Source organism: Streptomyces sodiiphilus (genome assembly GCF_039529215.1).
Lineage (GTDB): Bacteria > Actinomycetota > Actinomycetes > Streptomycetales > Streptomycetaceae > Streptomyces > Streptomyces sodiiphilus.
Window position 1 is genome coordinate 65890 of record NZ_BAAAMJ010000012.1, and the last position, 18221, is coordinate 84110.

16 protein-coding genes are annotated in these 18221 nt (G+C 74.3%); 6 read left to right on the top strand and 10 right to left on the bottom strand.

The window, feature by feature from the left end; genetic code table 11:
- Positions 1 to 1014 precede the first annotated feature (1014 nt).
- Positions 1015 to 2781 carry an ABC transporter ATP-binding protein/permease gene (locus tag ABD299_RS08185; protein ID WP_344259884.1) on the top strand — a complete coding sequence of 589 codons (1767 nt, stop codon included), beginning with the start codon at positions 1015 to 1017 and terminating at the stop codon, positions 2779 to 2781.
- Positions 2778 to 4529, top strand: a complete 1752-nt coding sequence (locus ABD299_RS08190; protein ID WP_344259886.1) for an ABC transporter ATP-binding protein — start codon at positions 2778 to 2780, stop codon at positions 4527 to 4529. Before ABD299_RS08185 ends, ABD299_RS08190 begins: the two co-directional genes overlap by 4 nt.
- A gap of 128 nt (positions 4530 to 4657) precedes the next feature.
- Here ABD299_RS08190 and ABD299_RS08195 read toward each other — a convergent pair whose 3' ends face one another.
- The gene (locus ABD299_RS08195) at positions 4658 to 5251 is read right to left on the bottom strand and encodes a lytic polysaccharide monooxygenase auxiliary activity family 9 protein (protein WP_344259888.1); all 594 of its coding nucleotides are present in this window, start codon (positions 5249 to 5251) and stop codon (positions 4658 to 4660) included.
- Positions 5252 to 5477: 226 nt separating this feature from the next.
- Between ABD299_RS08195 and ABD299_RS08200 the strand changes: the two genes are divergently transcribed.
- Positions 5478 to 6422, top strand: a complete 945-nt coding sequence (locus ABD299_RS08200) for a ribose-phosphate diphosphokinase (protein WP_344259889.1) — start codon at positions 5478 to 5480, stop codon at positions 6420 to 6422.
- A gap of 206 nt (positions 6423 to 6628) precedes the next feature.
- Here ABD299_RS08200 and ABD299_RS08205 read toward each other — a convergent pair whose 3' ends face one another.
- Positions 6629 to 8179 carry a phytoene desaturase family protein gene (locus ABD299_RS08205; protein WP_344259891.1) on the bottom strand — a complete coding sequence of 517 codons (1551 nt, stop codon included), beginning with the start codon at positions 8177 to 8179 and terminating at the stop codon, positions 6629 to 6631.
- Positions 8180 to 8403: 224 nt separating this feature from the next.
- On the opposite strand from ABD299_RS08205, the gene ABD299_RS08210 reads away from it, so the two are divergent.
- The gene (locus ABD299_RS08210) at positions 8404 to 10212 is read left to right on the top strand and encodes an ABC transporter ATP-binding protein (protein WP_344259893.1); all 1809 of its coding nucleotides are present in this window, start codon (positions 8404 to 8406) and stop codon (positions 10210 to 10212) included.
- A gap of 34 nt (positions 10213 to 10246) precedes the next feature.
- Here the strand turns inward: ABD299_RS08210 and ABD299_RS08215 are convergent, their stop codons facing one another.
- The 4 genes from ABD299_RS08215 to ABD299_RS08230 form a co-directional block, all read right to left on the bottom strand.
- Entirely contained in the window at positions 10247 to 10648 is a 402-nt protein-coding gene (locus tag ABD299_RS08215; RefSeq protein WP_344259895.1) for an NUDIX hydrolase, read from the bottom strand.
- 47 nt (positions 10649 to 10695) lie between these two features.
- Entirely contained in the window at positions 10696 to 11085 is a 390-nt protein-coding gene (locus ABD299_RS08220) for a VOC family protein (RefSeq protein ID WP_344259896.1), read from the bottom strand.
- A gap of 87 nt (positions 11086 to 11172) precedes the next feature.
- A complete protein-coding gene (locus ABD299_RS08225; protein ID WP_344259897.1) occupies positions 11173 to 11601 on the bottom strand; it encodes a PPOX class F420-dependent oxidoreductase in 429 nt (142 codons plus the stop codon).
- A gap of 120 nt (positions 11602 to 11721) precedes the next feature.
- Positions 11722 to 12807, bottom strand: a complete 1086-nt coding sequence (locus ABD299_RS08230; RefSeq protein WP_344259898.1) for a DUF2332 domain-containing protein — start codon at positions 12805 to 12807, stop codon at positions 11722 to 11724.
- Between the two features lie 136 nt (positions 12808 to 12943).
- Here ABD299_RS08230 and ABD299_RS08235 point away from each other — a divergent pair, with 136 nt between their 5' ends.
- The gene (locus ABD299_RS08235) at positions 12944 to 13630 is read left to right on the top strand and encodes a ThuA domain-containing protein (RefSeq protein WP_344259900.1); all 687 of its coding nucleotides are present in this window, start codon (positions 12944 to 12946) and stop codon (positions 13628 to 13630) included.
- 78 nt (positions 13631 to 13708) lie between these two features.
- The gene (locus ABD299_RS08240) at positions 13709 to 14680 is read left to right on the top strand and encodes an aldo/keto reductase (RefSeq protein ID WP_425581286.1); all 972 of its coding nucleotides are present in this window, start codon (positions 13709 to 13711) and stop codon (positions 14678 to 14680) included.
- 28 nt (positions 14681 to 14708) lie between these two features.
- Here the strand turns inward: ABD299_RS08240 and ABD299_RS08245 are convergent, their stop codons facing one another.
- From ABD299_RS08245 to ABD299_RS08260, 4 genes are read right to left on the bottom strand one after another with little or no spacing between them, the layout of a single operon-like run.
- Positions 14709 to 15272 (bottom strand): TIGR03086 family metal-binding protein, encoded by a 564-nt coding sequence (locus ABD299_RS08245; RefSeq protein ID WP_344259904.1) that lies wholly within the window; start codon positions 15270 to 15272, stop codon positions 14709 to 14711.
- A 39-nt stretch (positions 15273 to 15311) separates the two neighbouring features.
- Positions 15312 to 15995, bottom strand: coding sequence for a LutC/YkgG family protein (locus ABD299_RS08250; RefSeq protein WP_344259906.1), 684 nt, complete (start codon positions 15993 to 15995; stop codon positions 15312 to 15314).
- A complete protein-coding gene (locus ABD299_RS08255; RefSeq protein ID WP_344259908.1) occupies positions 15992 to 17491 on the bottom strand; it encodes a lactate utilization protein B in 1500 nt (499 codons plus the stop codon). Before ABD299_RS08255 ends, ABD299_RS08250 begins: the two co-directional genes overlap by 4 nt.
- Positions 17488 to 18210: a (Fe-S)-binding protein gene (locus ABD299_RS08260; protein WP_344259910.1), complete on the bottom strand. Its 723-nt coding sequence runs from the start codon at positions 18208 to 18210 to the stop codon at positions 17488 to 17490. Before ABD299_RS08260 ends, ABD299_RS08255 begins: the two co-directional genes overlap by 4 nt.
- Positions 18211 to 18221: the final 11 nt, after the last annotated feature.

Here is an 18221-nt window from a genome sequence, read left to right on the forward strand (position 1 = left end):
GGGGGCGCCCCCGGGAGCGGTCGTGGTGCTCACGGTGACAGCACGCCGCACCGTCTCCCACTACGGACACCGGGCCTGGCCGCTGCTGCTGCTGGACACCGGGCACGCCGTCGCCGCCCTCCGCGTGGCGGCCGGCCGGGCACCGGTGGCGTGGGACGCCGGTGGGCCGCTCCTGGCAGCCGCCGCCGGGCTGCCCGAGGCGCGCGTCTGGCGCCGGCTGTGGCCCCGCACCGAACCCGAACACCCGCTTGCCGCCGTCCTCCTGACGCCCCCCGGCCGCCGTCCTCCCGCCGCCCCGCTGGAACGGTGGGCCCGGCAGGGGCCGGGAGAGCCGCCGCTCCCGTCCGGCGGCCCGCCCGGTGCTCCGCTGCCCGCCGTGCAGGCGGAGGCCGAACGCGTGCTGACGGCGCTGACGGCCCGGACCCCGCCGGGGCCCGAGCGCTGGGACCATCGACCGCTGCCGTCCGTGGCGGCGGCCCCTGGGGAGGCCGCCGAGCGCCGCAGCGCCACTCCGCCGCTGCCCGGAGTGCCGGCCCCGGACGGCCTGCTCACCCTGCTGCGCACCGCCGAGGCCGCCGGTGGTCCGGACCTTCGCTGGTGTGCCGCCGTCGGAGACCCGGAGCCGTGCCTGCTGCGCGTGACACCCGGGGCCCCGGAGCGGAGACAAGGGCACCCGGGTGCGCTCGCCGGGCTCGCCGCCGGGGACGCCCGTCCCGCCCTCGCGGCCTGGGCCGCGGGCCAGGCCTGGGTGGCCGGCTGCGGAGCCGTGCTTCTCGCCTCGGGGTGCCCTTCCGGCGCCGCTGCGGGCCAAGTGCGCCGCGCACACCTGCGAGCCGGCCACGCCGTCCAGCTGGCGCAGTCCGCGGCTGCTCGTCTCGGGCTTCCCTCCCGGCCGCTGGGGTCCTGGCAGCGCGCCGACCTGGGCTCCGCACTGGGCGGGCCGAGGCGCCGCGAATGGATCATCCACGGCCTGGCGCTCGGCGCCGGCCGGACCGAGAGGAGCACCCCCCGACGATGATGACGCACCCGGAACTCCTCCGCGCGGCCCGCGCCGCCCGCGGTCCGCTGGCTGCCGCCACCGCGCTGCTCACCGCGGTGGCCGTCACCTGGCTCGCCCAGGCCGTCCTGCTCGCCCTCGCCCTGGCCGCGCTGGCCCGGGGAGAGACGGACCGGCTCGCGCCGCTGCTCGCCGCCGTGTTCGCCGCGGTCGTGATCCGCGCCGTGCTCGCTCGCCGGCAGCGGCGCATCGCCGCCGCGGCCGGGGCGCTGGTGCGGGTGAGGCTGCGGGACGTGCTGCTGGAGCGGCTCGGCCGGCTCGGACCGGCCCACCTGACCACCGCCCGCGCCGGTGCCGTCCGCACCACCCTGGTGGACGGCGTCGAAGGGGTGGACGCCTACGTCTCCCGCTATCTGCCCCAGCTGATCGTCTCCTGCCTGATGCCGCCGGTGCTGCTGCTGGCGGTGGCGGCGGTGCAGCCCTGGGCGCTGGCGGTCCTGGTGCCCGCGCTCACCCTGGCGCTTCTGGGTCCCCGCTGGTGGGACCGGCTGCTGGCCCGGCGAGGGAAGGAGCACTGGGACACCTACGAAGGACTGGGCGCCGACTATCTGGAGGCCCTCCAGGGCATGGCCACGCTGCGGGCCACGGGAGCGGTGGGCCGCACCCGGGCCCGTCTGGAGCGCCGCTCGGCACTGCTGCACCGGGCGACCGTGGCCAAACTGCGCGTCTCCCTCATCGACACCGGTCTCACCGATCTCGCCGTCCAGGGCGGCACCGTCGCCGCCGCCGTCCTGGCGGCGGTCTCGGCCGCCGGCGGCGGCACCACGGCCACCGCCACCTACCTCACCCTGATGCTGGCCTCGGAGTGCTTCCGCCCCGTCCGTGACCTGTCCCGGGAATGGCACGCCGGCTACCTGGGCGTCTCCGCGGCCGACGGCCTGGCCGCCCTGCGCACCGCCGAACCCGCGGTGGCGGACCGGGGAACACTCCCGGCCCGCTGGCCGGCCGCCCCCGAGATCAGGTTCGAGAACGTCACCTTCCGCTATCCGTCCGGTGAAGCCGGCGAGGATACGCACGACGGACGGAACGCGGCACTGGACGGAGTGACCTTCACGGCACCGGCCGGGCGCGTCACCGCCGTCGTCGGACCCTCGGGGGCGGGCAAGTCCACGCTGCTGGCGCTCCTGCTGCGCCACCACGACCCCCGGGGCGGGCGGGTGCTGCTGAACGGCACCGAGACCAGCGCCTACTCACTGGAATCGCTGCGCCGCGGCATCGCCGTCGTCTCCCAGGAGACCTGCCTCTTCCACGACACCGTCGCCGGCAACCTGCGGCTCGCCCGCCCGGATGCCACCGATGCCGAACTCGCCGACGCGGCCCGCGCCGCCGGGGTGCACGAGGAGATCATGGCGCTGCCCGGCGGCTATGCCTCGGTGCTCGGAGAGCGCGGAACCACGCTGTCCGGCGGCCAGCGACAGCGGCTGGCCCTGGCCCGCGCACTGCTCACCGACGCACCGGTGCTGCTGCTGGACGAGGCGACCAGCGCCGTCGACGAGCGAGGCGAGGCCCGCATCACCGGCTCCCTGCTGCGCGCCGCCCGTGGCCGCACCTGCCTGGTCATCGCCCACCGGCTGGAGTCGGTGCGGCACGCCGACCGCATCGTGGTTCTGGACCGGGGACGTCTGGACGCGGTCGGCGACCACCGCAGCCTGCTCGACGACGACGGGCTGTACGCCGCGCTGGTCGCGGCCGGGCGCAGCCCGGAAGGAGAACTCGCCGCATGACCGGCCACCCCCCGCGCGGTTCCCTGCGCTCGCTGCTCCCGGTCCTCGCCGGTCACCGGGTCATGGTCGCCCGCACCTGCGCGGCGGCCGTGGTCGAACAGGCGTCGCTGGTCGCCCTGGTGACGCTCGCCGCCCACACCGTGGGGGCCGCCGTGATCGACGGCACCGCTCCGGGGCCCGCCGTCCTCGCCTGGCTGGCCGCCCTGGTAGCGGTGCGGGCGCTGGCCACCTGGCGCGAGATGGATCTCTCCCACGACCTCGCCTACCGCGTGCTGGCCGAACTGAGGGTGCGGGTCTTCGACGGCCTGGCACGCAGCGCCCCGGCGCGCGTCGCAGGGCGGCGCAGTGGCGATCTGGCGGCCACCGCGATGGGCGACGTGGAGGAACTGGAGTTCTTCTACGCGCACTCCACCGCCCAGTTGCTGGCTTCGGGGTTCGTTCTCGCTTCCGGCTGCGCGGTGCTGGCCGGTGTCGAGCCGTGGCTGCCGGTGGCCGTGCTGCCGGTCGCCGCGCTGCTGACCGTCGCCCCGTTCCTGGAGGCGCGCGGGCGGGCCGAGCGCGGGGCGCGCACCCGCAAGGAGGCGGCCGCGCTGTCCGCGGACGCCGTGGAGACCGTGGACGGACTGCGGGAGCTGCTCGCCTTCGGCGGCCTCCGGGAACGCCGCAGGAAACTGGCCGAGGGCGGACGGAGGCTGGGCGAGGCACAGCGCGCGGAGGCGTCCTTCGAGGCCACGGCCTCGGCCGTCCGGGACCTTCTGGTGGTCGCCGCCGTCGTGGGGGTGGTCCTCGCCGCGGCCCAGGCGGTGTCCGCCGGCCGGCTGACCGGCGCCTGGGCTCCCGCGGCGATGGCTCTGGGCCTCGGCATCCTGGCGCCCCTGGCCGACTCGGCAGCCGCTCTGGGCCGGGCCGGCGGGCTGCGTGCCGCGGCGGCCCGGGTGGGCGCCGGGATACGGGCTCCGGCGGGAGCACCGGAGCCCGCCGACCCGTTGCCGCTGCCGCCCGGTCCGCTGGGCGTCCGGCTGGCCGGGGTGCACGCCGGCTACGGCGGGGCGCCGGTGCTGCGTGGTGTGGATCTGACTGTTCCGGCCGGCCGGACGCTGGCCCTGGTGGGGGTCTCCGGCTCGGGGAAGTCGACCTGCGCGCATCTGCTGGCCCGGTTCTGGGACCCGGCCGCAGGAGAGGTCCAGCTGCTGCCGAGGGACGGGGACCCGGTGGACCTGCGGGATCTGCCCGAGGCGAGTCTGCGGGAGGCGGTGGCGGTGGTGGGCCAGGACACCGCGCTGTTCCACGGGACGCTCGCCGAGAATCTGCGGCTGGCCGCCCCGGAGGCGAGCGACGCCGAGGTCGCGGAGGCGGCGGCCCGCTGCGGCGTGGACCGCATCGCGGACGCGCTGCCGGCCGGGATGCGCACGGTGGTGGGGGAGCGGGGCGCCACTCTCTCCGGGGGACAGCGGGCGCGGGTCGCGCTGGCCCGGGCGCTGCTCGCCCGCCCCCGGGTGCTGGTGCTCGACGAGACCACGGCCCAGCTCGACACGGCGGGGGACGCGGAACTCGCCGCGGCGCTGGCAGCGGGGTGCCGGACCACGCTGGTCATCGCGCACCGGCCGGCGACGATCCGCCGGGCCGACCGGATCGCGGTGCTGGAGGACGGGCGGATAGCCGAGGAGGGGACCTGGGAGGAACTGACCGCCCGCGACGGCGCCCTGTCCCGGGTACTGGCACCGGACCGGCGGCCGGATNTCCGGTGAGCCGGGGAAGCTGACCGTCCGGCACCGGCCGGGCACCGGGCCCGCGGGGGAGCGGGTTCCCGGCCCTTCCGGACGTTCCGCAGGCGGACGGGGGACCGCCCGCCCGCGGAACGCCGCGGTTCCCTGTGTCAGAACTGCACGTCGGAGCAGGCGTAGAAGGCGTTCTGCGTGTCCGCCACGTCCCACACCGCCAGAATGATGTGCTTTCCGGACTTCTGGGTGGGCACCGTGCCCTGGTGGTGCTCCGTCTGCCCCGGCTGGCGGCCGCCCATCGGCACCGTCATGAACGGCTGCGGCTCCAGGTCGGCCCGGGTGAGCGGGCGGCTGGGGTTGTAGCTGTCCCGGGTGATGTAGTAACGGAACTCGGAGGTCGAGTGCCGGGCGGTGAACCGCCAGCTGAAGGTGTAGCCCTGCCCGGCGGTGAGCCGGGTGGCCGGCCAGCTGCCGTTGCGGGGGTCGTCGAGCTGGGCGAACCGCTGGTTGCCGCCGGAACAGATCTGGCCGTCGGCCGGGCCGCTTCGCGGGAAGCCCTTGGGCCCCTCGACGCTCTGCGGTTCCCAGACGATCGAGCCGCAGTCGCTGACCGTGCCCTGGGCGCAGTGCAGCTGGCGGCTGGTCGGCGAGGTGCTGTACCCGTGGGCGTGTGCCGTCCCGCTGGTCGCCAGCACCGACACGGCGGCGAAGCCGAGTCCCAGGACGGCGGTGGTGATCTTTTTGCGCATGCTTCGCTCCCGAGGAAGTGGGGGGTGAGCGCTCCCGGTCTGGTCTAGACCAAGTCGAACGGTAGTGCGCCGTTACCCGTCATGTCCAGACCAATGCACGAAACGGCCGGCTCCCGTTCACGGCACGGCCGAGGCCCCGGCACGGGCGGTGTGCCCTGCCGGGCTGTCAGCAGCAGGCCGCTAGCATGAGCGCGGCCAGAGGCGGCCCACCCGTGAAGGAGCGTTCGTGCGAGACATCGTCGTGTTCGGCGGCAGTGCCCACCCCGCGCTGGCGGAGGAGGTCTGCGCGCACCTCGGAGTCCCGCTGAGCCCCGTACGAGTCAGCCGCTTCGCCAACGACTGCCTGGAGGTGCAGCTGCAGGCCAACTGCCGCGAGCGGGACGTCTTCCTGATCCAGCCACTGGTCGCCCCCGTCCAGGAGAATCTGGTGGAACTGCTGCTGATGTGCGATGCCGCCCGCGGGGCGTCGGCGGCCCGCATCACCGTGGTGATGCCGCACTACTCCTACGCGCGGTCCGACAAGAAGGACGCCCCCAGGATCTCCATCGGAGGGCGGCTGGTGGCCGACCTCATGGTGGCGGCCGGCGCCGGACGGGTGCTGGCCATGACACTGCACTCACCACAGGTGCACGGTTTCTTCTCGGTGCCGGTCGACCACCTGCACGCGCTGCGCGAACTCGCCGAGCACTTCCGCGGACTGGACCTCTCGCGGACCACCGTAGTCTCCCCGGACCTCGGCAACGCCAAGGAGGCGGCCGCCTTCGCCCGGATGCTCGGCGTGCAGGTCGCCGCCGGAGCCAAGCAGCGCTTCGCCGACGACCGGGTGGTCATCAGCTCGGTCATCGGTGACGTGGCCGACCGCGACGTCATCATCCTGGACGACGAGATCGCCAAGGGCAGCACGGTGCTCGAACTCCTGGACCGGCTCGGGGAACTGGGGGCCCGTTCGGTCCGCGTCGCCTGCACCCACGGCCTCTTCGCGGCCGGGGCGCTGGAGCGCCTGTCCGCCCGCGAGGACGTTCTGGAGATCGTCTGCACGAATACGGTGCCCGTCCCCGACGGGGAGCGCAGCGCGAAGCTGAGTGTCCTGTCGGTCGCGCCCGCACTGGCGGAGGCGGTCCGCCGTATTCACAACGGCGAATCGGTCAGCGCCCTGTTCGACGCCTCCTGAGTCCGGCGCCTCCCGCCCCGTGACGGGGAGCGTGGATGCGGCGGGGGCCCTCCGGCATGGGGGCGACCGTGGAGGACCCCGCCGCTGCCCGTTAGTTGCCGCCGAGGGCAAAGAGGTTGCCGCCCGGCGGAAAGAATCCCGGGGGAGTTTCCGGGGACGGCTCCGGGCGCCTCGGCGGCGCCCGTGAGTCCCCGGCGGGGGCGGCTTCAGCGGCCGAGCACGGCCATCGCCGCGTTGTGACCGGGGATTCCGCTCACTCCGCCGCCCCGGACCGCACCCGCCCCGCACAGCAGCACGTTCGGGTGGCCCGTTTCCACCCCCCAGCGGCCGGTCCCCTCCTGCTGGTGGGGAAAGGCGAGATCCCGGTGGAAGATGTTGCCGCCGGGCAGCCGCAGTTCCTGTTCCAGGTCGAGCGGGGTCCTCGCCTCGATGCAGGGGCGGCCCTCGGCGTCCTCGGCCAGGCAGTCGGCGAGCGGCTCCGCCAGATGCCCGTCCAGCGCGGCGACGGTGGCCTCCAGCAGCGCCGTGCGGGCCGCGTCGTTGCCGGAGGCGAACAGCCGGGCGGGCGTGTGCAATCCGAAGAGGGTCAGCGTCTGGTAACCGGCCGCGGCCAGTTCAGGCGCGAGGATCGTCGGATCCGAGAGCGAGTGACAGTAGATCTCCGAGGGCGGAACGGACGGCAGCCGCCCTTCGGCGGCCTCGCGGTAGGCGGTCTCCAGCTCCGCGTAGCCCTCCGCCACGTGGAAGGTGCCGGCGAAGGCTTCCTGGGGATCGGTGTCCGGGTCGCGCAGCCGGGGCAGCCGCCGCAGCAGCATGTTGACCTTCAGCTGAGCCCCCTCCGCGGGCGGGGGAGCGGGCTCCCCCAGCAGCGCGGCCAGCACGTCGGGCGATGCGCCCACCAGCACGTGCCGGGCCCCCACCGTGCCCTCGGCGTCCCCGCTGCGATAGGTCACCTCGGCGGTCGAGCCGTCCGTGAGGATGCCGGTCACCTCGTGCCCGGTCACGATCTCGGCTCCCGCCCCCAGTGCGGCGTCGGCCAGCGCGCCGGTGAGCGCCCCCATGCCGCCCACCGGCACGTCCCAGTCGCCCGAGCCGCCGCCGATGACGTGGTAGAGGAAGCAGCGGTTCTGCCGCAGCGAGGGGTCGTGCGCGGAGGCGAAAGTGCCGATGAGCGCGTCGGTGAGTGCCACCCCCCGTACCAGGTCGTCCCGGAAGGCCGTCTCGATCGCCTCGCCGAGCGGCCGCTCGAAGACCGCCTGCCAGGCCTCCTCGTCGTCCACCCGCCTCCGGAGCTCGTCCCGGGTGGGCAGCGGCTCGGTGAGGGTGGGGAACACGCGGCCGGCCAGCCGCCGGGTCATGGCATAGAAACGTGTCCAGGAATGGAACTCCCGCTCGGAGCCGGTCAGCCGGGCGAAGGACTCCCGGGTGCGGGAGAGCCCGTCGCCCACCAGGAGCCCGACCGGCCGGCCCCCGCGCACCGCGGGCGTGTAGGAGGAGAACTGCCGCCGGTGCAGCGTGACCTTCAGACCGAGGTCCCGCAGGATGTGCTGCGGCAGCAGGCTCACCAGGTACGAGTAGCGCGACAGCCGGGCGTCCACTCCCGTGAACGCCCGGGCGGAGACCGCGGCGCCTCCGGTGTGCGGCAGCCGCTCGCACAGCAGCACACTGCGTCCGGCACGGGCCAGATAGGCGGCGGCGACCAGGCCGTTGTGGCCGCCGCCGACGACGACGACGTCATAGAAGGGGTGCGCGGGCATGCCCCTTGGTACCACGGACCGGCCGGAGCCGTCCGCACCGCGCCCGCCCCGTGTGCCGCCCTTGCCCCGCGGCACGTCTGCTCCGCCGGCGATTCCGGTGCCCTCCGGCGTGCGTGTGCGCCGGCGGCCGCATCCGCGGCGTCTCCCGGACGGGAACTCTCACCGGACGTACGCTGTCGGGCAAGCCGCCCGTGGCGATCCCGTGAAGGAGCCCCGCCCCGCCCATGCACGCCGACCGACCCGCCTTCGAGCCACTGCCCGGTGAATCCGGGGCGCCGCCTCCCGCCCAGGTCCGCAGGGTCGTGGCGCTCTTCGGCCCCTACCGGGGACGGCTGGCGCTGGTCGGTCTGCTGGTGGGCGCCTCCTCACTGGTCGCGGTCGCCTCGCCGTTCCTGCTGCGGGAGATCATCGATGTCGCGCTCCCCGAGCGGCGCACCGGCCTGCTCGGGCTGCTGGCGCTGGGCATGATCGGCACGGCCGTGATGAGCAGCGTCTTCGGCGTGCTGCAGACGTTGATCTCCACCACCGTCGGGCAGCGCGTCATGCACGATCTGCGAACCGAGGTCTACGCCAAACTGCAGCAGATGCCGCTGGCCTTCTTCACCCGGACCCGGACCGGCGAGGTCCAGTCCCGCATCGCCAACGACATCGGCGGCATGCAGGCCACCGTCACCTCCACTGCCACCTCACTGGTGTCCAACCTGACCGCGGTGACCGCCACGATCGTCGCGATGCTCGCCCTGGACTGGCGGCTCACCCTGGTCTCGCTGACACTGCTGCCGTTCTTCGTCTGGATCGCCCGCCGCGTCGGCAGGGAACGCAAGCGCATCACCACCCAGCGGCAGAAGCAGATGGCGGTGCTGGCGGCGCAGGTCACCGAGTCGCTGTCGGTCAGCGGCATCCTGCTGGGCCGGACCATGGGCCGTTCCGAGTCCCTCACCCGCGACTTCACCGGCGAGTCCGGGCGGCTGGCGGAACTGGAGATCCGCTCCAGCATGGCCGGTCGCTGGCGGATGGCCACCATAGGGATGATCATGGCGGCCATCCCCGCGCTCCTGTACTGGTCGGCCGGGGTACTGACCCAGTTCGGCGGCTCCCCGCCCTCCATCGGCACCCTGGTCGCCTTCGTCACGCTGCAGCAGGGGCTGCTGCGCCCCGCCGTGTCGCTGCTGTCGACCGGTGTCGACATCCAGGCGTCCCTGGCGCTCTTCCAGCGCATCTTCGAGTACCTCGACCTGACGGTGGACATCACCGAGCGGCCGGACCCGGTGCGGCTGGAGCGGCCCCGCGGCGAGATCCGGTTCGAGGGGGTGTCCTTCTCCTACGGGGAGGGCGCCCCCAAGGCCCTCAGCGGCATCGATCTGACCGTCCCGGCCGGCACCGGTCTGGCGATCGTCGGCGCCACCGGCTCGGGCAAGAGCACCCTGGGCTACCTGGTGCCGCGCCTGTACGACGTGACCGCCGGCCGCGTGACGCTGGACGGTGTCGATGTGCGGGAGCTGGACTTCGCCTCCCTCGCCCGGGCCATCGGCGTGGTCTCCCAGGAGACCTACCTCTTCCACGCGTCGGTGGCGGAGAACCTGAGGTTCGCCAGGCCGGACGCGACCGCCGCGCAGATCGAGGAGGCGGCCCGGGCGGCCCGCATCCACGAACACATCGCCGCGCTCCCCGACGGCTACGACACGGTGGTCGGCGAGCGCGGGTACCGCTTCTCCGGCGGGGAGAAGCAGCGCCTGGCGCTGGCCCGCACAATTCTCCGTGATCCCCCGGTGCTGGTGCTGGACGAGGCCACCAGCGCGCTGGACACCCGCACGGAGCGTGCCGTTCAGCGGGCCATCGACGCGTTGTCGGCCGGGCGCACCACGATCACCATCGCCCACCGCCTGTCCACGGTCCGGGACGCCGATCAGATCGTTGTGCTCGACGGGGGCCGGATCGCCGAGCGCGGCACCCATGAGGAACTGCTGGCCCGCGGCGGACGCTACGCCGAACTGCTGCGGCGCGACGACACGGCCGCGGAGACCGTGGGCTGACCGGCACCCGGTGCCACTGCCGGCGCGGGGCGGGTCAGCGCAGCAGCCCCGCGGCCGCCAGGTCGTCGAACACATGCCGGTCGACAGGTGCCGTGCGGTCCCGGTCCGCGTAGCGGAACCACGCGATCTCCGCGATCTCCGCGGAGGCCACCGGCGTCCCCCGGAAGGCGGCGGTGTAACAGGCCATCCGGACCACCGCGCCCGGGCCGTGTCCGTCCGCGTCGGCGCGGTACGTGCCCAGGTGCACCGCGGTCTCCGGCAGGACCTCCACCGTCAGCTCCTCGCGGACCTCGCGCACCAGGGTCCGCAGATCGCTCTCGCCGTCCTGCCGCTTCCCGCCGGGGATGTAGAACAGCTCCCGGCCGCGGGAGCGCGTGCACAGGATCCGGCCGTCCGTCACCTCCACCCACGCCACCGTGTCGATCAGCGCGGTCACCGGGGCTTCCGCACCCACCTCAGCAGGGCCGGTACATCCCGCCCCGTTCACCGCGGCCCCAACGGGATGCCCGTGCCCCGGTGGCCGGGAGCGAACGCGCAGAACTCGTTGCCCTCGGGGTCCGCCAGGACCGACCAGGGGCGCCTGTCGTCCCCGGCCCGCACCAGCGTCGCACCCAGGTCCATCAGCTCCCGGGCCCCGGCCCATACGGTGAGATACATCCGGCCGGGCGCCGGCCTCGGCTCGTCCACCGGCACGATCCACAGTGCCGGTCCGTGGCCGGCGGGATCGTGGAGCGGCACCGGCCAGGACTCGGGCAGCTCCTCGCCCTCGGGCGGTCTGATCCGTTCGTAACCCAGCACGGTGCACCACCAGTCCGCCAGGGCCTGGTGGTCGACGGCTTCCAGCGCGAGATCCTTGAAGTGTGCGGGCGGCATGCGGGAGAGCCTAACCAGCCCGGGCCGGGCCAAGCCTGTCCCGCCCCCTGCGGTCGCGATCCACCGGGGACGACGGGACAGCGCTGCTCAGATCTCCACCTCGGCCATCGCGTTCACCGTGTCGATGCGCAGCCTCACGAGCATCTCGCCGGGTACCCCGTTGCGGGCGCCGTAGCGTTCGGCGTTGTCCTCCCCCATGTAGCGGGCGGCGATGCGGGTGGCCCAGGCACGGACCTCCGGCAGGTCCTCGCTCAGGCGCGCCCTGCCGCGCACTACGGCGAAGCTGTAGGGGCGCTGCTGCTCGTCGACGCAGAACGCCGCGCGTCCGTCGCGCCGCAGGTTCCGGCCCTTGACGGTGTCCCTGCCCGTGGTGAACACCAGGTCGTCACCCTCCAGCAGGAACCACACGGGCGCCACATGCGGACTGCCGTCCGCGCGCACGGTGGAGAGCTTGCCGGTGCGGGTGCCGTCGGCCAGGTACGACCGCCACTCCGACTCCGTCATCGTGTGTGCCATGGTGCGGACCTCCGGGCGTGACGGTCCCCCCGAAGGCCGGTCCCGGGCCGTTCCCAGCCCCGACGGAGCCCGCGCCCGACCGCCCAGGGGGGACCCGAAGCGGTGTCCTCCCATGGTCCGTCACGACGGCGTATCCGGCGACCAGGCGGGCAGGCCGTGCGGCTGCGCGTCGGCCAGTTCCCGCTCGGGCTCGCCCGCCACCCGGACGGTGGCCCGGAACCGGCCGGCCGCCGGCGCCACCCCCTGCGGCTCGAAACGGACGACGGCGAAGCCGGCGTCGGGGCCGGCCGCGGCCGCCAGGCGCTCCAGTTGCCGCTCCACCTGTTCCCATCGCTCCCCGGGCACGTACTGGCGCATGACCGAGTGCCACACCACGGTGAAAGTGCCCGGCTCCAGCCGGATCCCGGCCAGGAATTCCTCCGCACCCGCGGCCTCGACGGTGGCCGGGACCTTCGCGGCGACTTTCAGGGCTCCCTCCAGCCGCGCCATCCGGTCGGTCTGGTCCGGCCACACGTAGGCGCGCAGCGCCAGGGATCCCTCGGCGGAGACGGGGTCGACCGGGTCGGTGTCGCACCCCCGCCGTTCCACCACGCGCAGATGCTCGTGCCGCCGCCCTCCCTCGCTCAGCCAGGACGGCACCGGTCCCCGCCAGGCGCTCTCCAGCAGGACCGGGGAGTCCTGCGGACCCCAGGCGAAGCCGTCGGCGGTGCAACGGAACTGATCGGCACGCAGGTTCAGTCCGGCACTGGCACCCAGCTCGAACAGCCGGACGGGCGTCTGGGGGGCCGGAACCGCGTACAGCAGCCCGGCCAGCAGCAGGTTGGCCCGTCCCACCTCGTTGGTCTGCGGCGGCCTGGTCATCCACTCCCCGATCCAGTCCGGCTCGCCGGCCACGGCCTCCCTGACCGCCGGCCACGCCGCGTCGGGCCGTCCGGGGTCGAAGACACCCCCCGTGCTCGGGTAGTGGGCCGCCACGTCCGGTGCCCGGCCGGCCAGCGCCAGGGCGTGCACGGCGCCCAGCAGACGCAGGGGGACGGCCGCGGAGACATCGGCCTCCTCGTGGCCGGCCACCGCCGCCGCGCACGGGCCGCCCTCCCTCACGTCCTGTGCCGCCCGCTCCAGCAGCGCGCCGTACAGCGGCGATCCGAGCCGGGTACACGCACCGGCCTGCTGGCTGAACACTCGGGCAACCTGCTCCGTGGGCATCCGCGCCTCCTCAAGGGTGTGAGTGCCCAAGATCATGACCGGAATCGGGCCCGGAGGGAAGACACCCAGTGCCACAGCAGGACCACGCGCCCCGCCCCGAGCGGCGCCGCGCGGCCCGCACATAGCATCGGGAGGCATGACCGCACCACGGATTCTCGTCTTCAGCCGCACCACCGGCTACCGGCACGATTCCATCCCGGACGGTCACGCGGCCTTCGCCGCGCTGGGCGCCGCGCACGGCTTCACCGTGCTGCCCACCGAGGATCCCGGCGAGCTCGCGGCGCGACTGCCGGGCAGCCGCGCGGTGGTCTTCCTGTCCGCCAGCGGCGAGGTGCTCACCCCGGCCGCCCGCGACGCCCTGCGCCGCCACTGCGCCGCCGGCGGCGGGTTCGTGGGAGTGCACGCGGCGAGCACCGCGGAGCCCGGGTGGCCCTGGTACGGGGAGCTGATCGGCGCCCGCTTCGCCGGCCACCCCGATCTGCAGCCCGGCGAACTGGTGGTCGAGGACCACGGACACCCGGCCACCGCACACCTGCCGCGGCGCTGGCGGCTCACCGACGAGTGGTACGACTTCGCCGAAGGCCCCGGCCCGGGGGCGCGCGTCCTCGCCTCGGCCGACGAGCACAGCTACCGCGGCGGCCGCACAGGAGGGAACCACCCGCTGGTCTGGTGCCACCGGAACACCGGAGGTCCCGTCTTCCACACGGCCCTGGGCCACGAGGCCGCGCTGTTCGCCGACCCCGACTACCGGCGCCACCTGCTGGGCGGCCTGGCCTGGGCGGCCGGGCTGCGGATGCCCGGACCCGGCCCCGGGGCGGCGTGACACCATGGGCGGCAGCCCCGCCGCCCCCGCAAGGAGACACCGGTGACCCACCAGCCCGCCGAGGACCGCTACGACACCATGACGTACCGACGCTGCGGCCGCAGCGGTGTCCTGCTCCCGGCGGTCTCCCTGGGCCTGTGGCACAACTTCGGCGACACCACCCCGCCGGCCACCCAGCGTGCCGTGCTGCGCAGGGCCTTCGACCGCGGCATCACCCACATCGACCTGGCCAACAACTACGGGCCGCCCCACGGCTCGGCCGAGTCCAACTTCGGCACCCTCTTCGCCCAGGACTTCCGGCCCTACCGGGACGAACTGTTCGTCGCCACCAAGGCCGGCTACGACATGTGGCCCGGCCCGTACGGCGAATGGGGCTCCCGCAAGTACCTCCTGGCCAGCCTCGACCAGTCCCTGGAGCGGATGGGACTGGACTACGTCGATGTCTTCTACTCCCACCGCTTCGATCCGGAGACACCGCTCGAAGAGACCCTCGGCGCCCTGGACTCGGCGGTGCGCCAGGGCAAGGCGCTGTACGCCGGGATCTCCAACTATCCGGCGGACCGGCACCGCGCGGCCGTGGAGATCCTGCGCGATCTGGGTACCCCGCTGCTGATCCACCAGGCGCCCTACAGCATGCTGAACCGGACTGTGGAGGACGGCGGGGTCCTCGACGCGGTGGGAGACACCGGCTGTGCGCTGATCGCCTACTCGCCGCTCGCCCAGGGGCTGCTCACCGACCGGTATCTCGCCGGAGAGGTGCCCGGCGACTCCCGCATGGCCATCGGCCACTTCCTCAAGCCCGAGGCACTCGGCCAGCGGCGGCTGAGCGTGCTGCGCGCCCTGGACCGGCTGGCCGCCGACCGTGGCCAGACGCTGGCCCAGCTGGCGCTCTCCTGGGTGCTGCGGGACCCCAGGGTGGTGTCCGTGCTGGTCGGTGCCTCCGGCGTCGCGCAACTCGACCAGAACCTTGCGGCGCTGGAGGCCGGCCCCCTCACCGAGGCCGAGCTGGCCGCCATCGACGAGGTCCTGGAAGCGGAGCGGGAGGACTGAAGGCGGGCCGCGGGCGCCGCGCGGCGGCTCACGGGCGCCGGCCCAGCATGGCGACCAGCCGGTCCTGCAGCGGTGCCGTCCGCGGTACCTCCACCGGCGGGCCGAAGAGCCCCGCCCCGCGCCATGACGCCGCGCGGGGGGCCGTGTAGGCGTGGACCTCGCTCACCAGTTCCGGGTCCAGCCGGTCGTCCACCCCGGCCCCGCGTGCCAGGTCCCACGCGTGCACGGTGAGATCGGAGATCATCTGCCGGGCGTAGTCCCCGGCGGGGACCGGGCCGCCGCTGGTGTGCACCGGGCGGTCCAGGGCGCCGGGGCGGTGAAAGGCCTCCTTCGAGGCGTGTGCCGCGCGGTCCCAGGTGCCCACCGGATCGTCGTCCAGCACATCTCCGTCGAAGCGGTCGCCGACCTCCTCCAGCGTCGCGCCGCTCAGCAGCACGGGGGCCCACAGGTGCTCACCGGTGACATGGTTCACCAGATCGCGCACCGACCACTCGGCGCAGGGGGTGCCGTGGTGCCACCGTCCGGGGTCCACCGCGTGGACCCGGCTGCCGAACTCGTCCAGCGCCCGGTCGAAGCAGTCGAGCAGTTCCATGTGCGGGCACCATCCATGGGAATCGGCGGACATCTGCCGTCACCGGTTCCACCGCCCGGGACGGTCCGAAACCTGCCGGGCCGCCTTGTCCTCCCCGGCCAGCACCACTTCCAGGGTCCGCGGGCCGTGGACGCCCTCCACCCTGTCCAGCTCGATGTCACTGGTCGCCGAGGGGCCGGAGATCCAGGTCTGGGGACTGGCAGGCGAAAGGCGTCGCAGAGCCTGCGGCACCGAGTCCACGACCTGCCGCGGCACCCGCACCACGCAGATGTGATGGTCGGGGATCAGCGTGATACGCCGTCGGCCCTGGCCGGGACCGCCGTCCAGCACCAGCGTCCCCGTCTCCGCGACGGCGACCGCGCAGCCGGTGACCACGCTGTCCACGGCGTCCAGGTCGTGCGCGGACAGCGAGGCGGAGTCCTCCACCCGGCGCACCGCGGACGGCAGCCAGTGGGCCGGCACTCCTTCGGGGGCGATCACCGAGGCCGAACCCCGCTCGGCAAGCAGCCGGGCGATGAGCGCCGGCAGCCCCGCGGCATCCGTCCGGTGGACGCGGGCCCGGTAGTCCGCCAGGTTCCGGGCCAGCAGGTCCACCGGGTCGGCGGGGGAGTGCGAGGTGAGATACCCGCGGGGCACCGGTGTGTCCCGCGGAGTCTCCGTCCGCGGTACGTCGGAGAGTGCCCGCCTGATCCGGCCGAGGATCTCGGCCCGGCTGCCGCTCACCGGGTGCCCCCGTCCCCGCGGGTGCGCTGCCACCAGTCGCGGAACGACTCCTCGGGTACCCGCGGAAGCTCCCGGCTCGCCGACCAGGCCCGGCCCGGCCCGGGCAGCCGGCGTGGATGCAGGCGCCTGGTGCGCGACGCCAGGCGCTGGCCCGCCAGCAGTGCCCGGGGGTGATCCAGGGTCCAGCGGGCAGCCCGCATCGCCGCGCGTTCGGCGGCGTGCCCGCGCGCCGGGCGGATCCTGGTCCGGGTGCCGCGCACCGTGGCCTCCCCGCCTTCCGCCACCCGCCGGCGCAGGTGCACCAGCACCTCCGGGATGTCGATGGCGACAGGGCACGCCTCGTAGCAGGCCCCGCACAGCGTGGAGGCGTACGGCAGCGAGGCGTCCAGCTCGCTGCCCACTCCGCGCAGCTGCGGGGTGAGGATCGCCCCGATCGGCCCGGGGTAGGGCGAGCCGTAGGCGTGGCCGCCGGCTCGTTCGTAGACCGGGCACACGTTCAGGCATGCCGAGCAGCGGATGCAGCGCAGGGCCTGGCGCCCGACCGTGTCGGCCAGGGCGTCGGTGCGCCCGTTGTCGAGGAGGACGAGATGGAAGTCGCGCGGTCCGTCGTCCCCGGACACTCCCGTCCACATCGAGGTGTAGGGGTTCATCCGTTCGGCGGTCGACGAGCGCGGCAGCAACTGAAGAAAAATCTCCAGATCCTGCCAGGTGGGCACGGTCTTCTCGATCCCGACCACCGAGATCAAGGTCTCCGGCAGGGTCAGGCACATGCGCCCGTTGCCCTCGGACTCGACCACCACCAGGGTGCCGGTCTCGGCGATCATGAAGTTCGCCCCCGAGACGGCGACCTTGGCGTTCAGGAACTTCTCCCGCAGGTGCAGCCGGGCGGCCTCGGCCAGATCGGCGGGCCGGTCGGACAGGCCCCCGGGGGCCGGCCGTCCCCAGTCCGCCATCCGGTCGCGGAAGATGTCCCGGATCTCCCCCCGGTTGCGGTGGATCGCCGGGACCAGGATGTGCGAGGGAAGGTCGTCCCCGAGCTGCACGATCAGCTCGGCCAGATCCGTCTCGTAGGCCCGGACGCCGGCCTCGGCCAGAGCCTCGTTCAGCTCGATCTCCTGCGTCGCCATGGACTTGACCTTCACCACCTCCGTCTCACCGGTGGCACGGACCAGATCCGTGACGATGCGCCGCGCCTCTTCCGCGTCGGCTGCCCAGTGCACCCGGCCGCCCGCCGCGGTGACCGCGCTCTCCAACTGCTCAAGGTAGTGGTCGAGGTGGCGCAGTGTCCGGTCCTTCACCGCGGCGCCGGCGGCCCGCAGCTGCGCCCAGTCCGGCAGCTCGGCGACGGCCGCGGCCCGCTTGTCCCTGATGGTGTGCGTGGCGTGGCGCAGGTTCGCCCGGAGCCTGCCGTCCGCGACGGCCTCCGCCGCGGCCCGGGGGAAGGCGGGCATGCCGAGGTAGGTGTGTCCTGCCCGCCGGGGCGAGGCGCCGCTCATCGGTGTGTCTCCTTGGTGGCGGCCAGGATCTCGGCCAGGTGCACGGGGCGTACCGGGGAGCCCTGCCGGGCGAGGATGCCGCTGATGTGCATCCCGCAGGAGCTGTCCACCGTGCACACCGCCGCGGCGCCGGTGGCGGTGATACTGCGCGCCTTGTCGGCGCCCATCGCGGCGGAGACCGCGGCGTTCTTCACCGCGAAGGTCCCCCCGAAGCCGCAGCACTCCTCGGCGCCGGGGAGCTCCGCGAGCCGCAGGCCCTCCACCGCGGCCAGCAGCCGGCGGGGCCGGTCGCCCAGCCGGAGCGCGCGCAGCCCGTGGCAGGTCGGGTGGTAGGTGACGGTGTGCGGGTAGTACGCGCCGACGTCCGTCACGCCCAGCACGTCCACCAGGAACTCGGTCAGCTCGTAGGTCCGCTCCGCCACGGCTGCCGCCGCCGTGTCCCGCGGAGCGAGGCGGGGATGGTGGTCGCGGACCATCGCGGCGCAGGACCCGGACGGCGTGACGACGTAGTCGTATCCGGCGAAGGCGGCGGCGTGCCGGCGCACCAGCGGTTCGGCCTCCCGCCGGTAGCCGGTGTTGAACTGCGGCTGCCCGCAGCAGCTCTGCGCGGCGGGGAAGTCCACCCGGACGCCGAGCCGTTCCAGGAGCGTGACGACGGCCCGCCCCGTGCGCGGGTAGAGCGTGTCGTTGACGCAGGTCACGAAAAGCGCTACTCGCATGCCGCCGCCTC

What these genes read in the sequence shown, in the direction of transcription:
- ABD299_RS08185 (WP_344259884.1), top strand. Translation starts at nt 1,015, where the DNA reads ATGATGACGCACCCGGAACTCCTCCGCGCGGCCCGCGCCGCCCGCGGT.
- ABD299_RS08195 (WP_344259888.1), bottom strand. Translation starts at nt 5,251, where the DNA reads ATGCGCAAAAAGATCACCACCGCCGTCCTGGGACTCGGCTTCGCCGCC.
- ABD299_RS08205 (WP_344259891.1), bottom strand. Translation starts at nt 8,179, where the DNA reads ATGCCCGCGCACCCCTTCTATGACGTCGTCGTCGTCGGCGGCGGCCAC.
- ABD299_RS08210 (WP_344259893.1), top strand. Translation starts at nt 8,404, where the DNA reads ATGCACGCCGACCGACCCGCCTTCGAGCCACTGCCCGGTGAATCCGGG.
- ABD299_RS08220 (WP_344259896.1), bottom strand. Translation starts at nt 11,085, where the DNA reads ATGCCGCCCGCACACTTCAAGGATCTCGCGCTGGAAGCCGTCGACCAC.
- ABD299_RS08225 (WP_344259897.1), bottom strand. Translation starts at nt 11,601, where the DNA reads ATGGCACACACGATGACGGAGTCGGAGTGGCGGTCGTACCTGGCCGAC.
- ABD299_RS08230 (WP_344259898.1), bottom strand. Translation starts at nt 12,807, where the DNA reads ATGCCCACGGAGCAGGTTGCCCGAGTGTTCAGCCAGCAGGCCGGTGCG.
- ABD299_RS08235 (WP_344259900.1), top strand. Translation starts at nt 12,944, where the DNA reads ATGACCGCACCACGGATTCTCGTCTTCAGCCGCACCACCGGCTACCGG.
- ABD299_RS08240 (WP_425581286.1), top strand. Translation starts at nt 13,709, where the DNA reads ATGACGTACCGACGCTGCGGCCGCAGCGGTGTCCTGCTCCCGGCGGTC.
- ABD299_RS08245 (WP_344259904.1), bottom strand. Translation starts at nt 15,272, where the DNA reads ATGGAACTGCTCGACTGCTTCGACCGGGCGCTGGACGAGTTCGGCAGC.
- ABD299_RS08255 (WP_344259908.1), bottom strand. Translation starts at nt 17,491, where the DNA reads ATGAGCGGCGCCTCGCCCCGGCGGGCAGGACACACCTACCTCGGCATG.
- ABD299_RS08260 (WP_344259910.1), bottom strand. Translation starts at nt 18,210, where the DNA reads ATGCGAGTAGCGCTTTTCGTGACCTGCGTCAACGACACGCTCTACCCG.